Source organism: Inquilinus limosus MP06 (assembly GCF_000767795.1).
GTDB lineage: Bacteria > Pseudomonadota > Alphaproteobacteria > DSM-16000 > Inquilinaceae > Inquilinus > Inquilinus limosus_E.
In genome coordinates, this window is record NZ_JANX01000741.1 from 1 (window position 1) to 2,493 (window position 2,493).

Consider the following 2,493-nt stretch of genomic DNA (forward strand, 5'->3'; position numbering starts at 1 on the left):
CTTCGCCGCCACGTCCATGATCAGCTGGCAGGCCTTGGAGACGATGGCCGTGGTGATCTGGTTCATCGCCTGCTGGCTCTGCACCGCGTTCTGGACCGACAGGCCGGACGCGTGGCTGACCACCTGGTACAGCGCGGCGATGGCCTGGGCCGGAGCCTCCGCCACGACCTTGACGTTGGTCTGGGTGACCGCATCGGTGATCTGGGGATTGACGGTGTCAGCCATGGTCCTGCCCTGCCGTTCATGCCGTGGAAGCCTTGGTGCCCTTAGAGACGTCCGGCCTCAGCCGGTGTGAACCATTTTTCCGGGGGGGCCGCCGATGCGCCTCCGCCGCCGCGTCGCGCAGCCGCTCGCGCAGGAACTGGACCCGCTTGCGGGCGAGCGGCTGCGAGATGTTCAAGGATTCGGCGATGTCCTTGTAGGACCGCTCCTCGCAGAAGCGCATGCGGAACAGGATTCGATAGGAGGGGGACAAGCCTTCCACCGCATCGAGCACGGTCTTCAGCGTCTCCTGCAGCGGCAGCACCCGCTCCGGGTCCGGCCCGTCATCCGCCGGCGGGTCGAAATGGTCGGCATAGACATCGACGTGGAAATCGTGGATCTGCCGCTCGTTCCGCCGCCGCCGGCAATGGCTGATGAACTCGTTGTTCAGGGCAAAGAGAAAGAACGCCCGCGGCTCGCGAATGACCGTCTGGTGCCGGCGGACATGGCTGACGGTCTTGATGATGGTCGAGGACAATATTTCCTCGGCGTCGTCGATATTGCCATTGGTCAGACGGATGGCGCGCCGGCGAAGAATGGTGGTGTTGCTGATCCAGCTGTCCCAAATATCCGGCGCAGCCGCGCCCATGCCGTCCGGCGATACGCCGTCACGGTCGGTCATAATCCCTCCTGAAATGTCCGAGGGCCCGAAGGCCTGGAATTCGGAGGGATCGACGCGGGAGCCGGCTGTTTGTGAAAACGGCTCGGAGATTCGCAATATAAATTCCAGAAATTGATTATATTTTAGGAAATTTTTGATCCTGAATATAAGTAGTTTTGCGAATCACACAAAATCTTCAGCGAGATATCGATTCAATTTAAAGAAAGTTCATGCCGAGGATGTGAACGACTGTTCATCTCCCGGCGAAGACAGCGTGGGCTGAACATAGAGGTGGCGTTCCCAAGGGACCATCGGCAGTGGACTGGTCGAGAACTCCATCGGCAGCCGCAACTCCACAACGACCCGGGGCGAGGGCCGGCCCGCCAGATCCAGGACTCGAATGCGGTCGCGGCTGGCGAAAGATCGAGTCCTGCGGTTGGCCGGGTCCGCCTCCAAGGCTCCGCCCCTCGGTTTGCCAAGCAGCAGCTTGACTAATCCGGAAGGGCTCCGTTAATAAACGAAGAAATAACTTGGAATACCCGCCATCGAGCGGGGGCCGCGAATCTGAGGAGACGTTCCATGTCGAAGCCGGAGCCAGGTTGGAGGGCGCTGTTCTCGGGCGCCAATGCCATCCGCTCGCTGGCCCTGGCCGGCGGGACGGCGCTGCACGCCGTCAGCGTCTACATCGCCATCACCATCCTGCCCTCGGTGGTCAAGGATATCGGCGGGCTGGACTATTATGCCTGGAACACGACGCTGTTCGTGGCGGCCTCGATCCTCGGCGCGGCGCTGTCGCCGCGGCTGCTGTCGGCGCTGGGGCCGCGCGGCGCCTATGTCGCCGCGGCTCTGACCTTCGCCGTCGGCGCCATGGCCTGCGGCCTGGCCCCGACCATGCCGGTGCTGCTGCTGGGCCGCCTGGTGCAGGGGCTGGGCGGCGGCTTCATGCTGGCTCTGTCCTACGCCATGATCCGGCTGATCCTGCCCGAGTCGCTGTGGTCCCGCGGCATGGGGCTCGTCTCGGCCATGTGGGGCGTGGCGACTCTGCTGGGCCCGGCGATCGGCGGCATCTTCGCCGAGCTGGGGGTGTGGCGCGCCGCCTTCTGGTGCGCGGCGCCGCTGGCGGTGCTGTTCTCGCTGCTGGCCGCCTCGGTGCTGCCGAAGCGCGGCGAGGCCGACGACCGCGCCGCGCTGCCCCTGCTCCAGCTCGTCCTGCTCACCGCCGCCGTCCTGGTCGTTTCCGCCGGCAGCGTCTCGGCCGACATCCGCATCGGCATCGCCGGCCTGGCCGTCGCCCTGGTGCTGATGGCGGCGCTGATCGGGGTGGAGCGCCGGGCCCGCACCCGGCTGCTGCCGCGCGACATCTTCCGGCTGTCGACGCCGCTCAGCCGCCTGTTCGTGGTGATGTCCCTGCTGACGGTGACGGTGACCGGCACCGAGATCTTCATCCCGCTGTTCCTGCAGGTGCTGCACCAGCAGACGCCGCTGGTCTCCGGCTATCTCGCGGCGCTGATGTCGGCCGGCTGGTCGGCGGGGTCGATCACCAGCTCCGGCGCCGGCGGGGGCGCGGCCGGCCGCGCCATCCTGGCCAGCCCGGTGCTGGCCCTGGCCGGCATGGCGTGCCTGGCCGCGCT

At 66.1% G+C, this 2,493-nt stretch carries 3 protein-coding genes; 1 reads left to right on the forward strand and 2 read right to left on the reverse strand.

From position 1 onward, the window contains the following. Both P409_RS31720 and P409_RS31725 read right to left on the reverse strand, forming a co-directional pair. On the reverse strand, nt 1-225 hold a 225-nt coding region (locus P409_RS31720; protein ID WP_034847967.1), incomplete at its 3' end, for a RebB family R body protein. A 16-nt stretch (nt 226-241) separates the two neighbouring features. After that, on the reverse strand, nt 242-979 hold the full coding sequence (locus tag P409_RS31725; RefSeq protein WP_202964870.1) for an RNA polymerase sigma factor: 738 nt from the start codon (nt 977-979) through the stop codon (nt 242-244). Nucleotides 980-1,441: 462 nt separating this feature from the next. Between P409_RS31725 and P409_RS31730 the strand changes: the two genes are divergently transcribed. Then, nucleotides 1,442-2,493: MFS transporter (locus tag P409_RS31730; protein ID WP_052121632.1), on the forward strand; the 1,052-nt coding region annotated here is incomplete at its 3' end.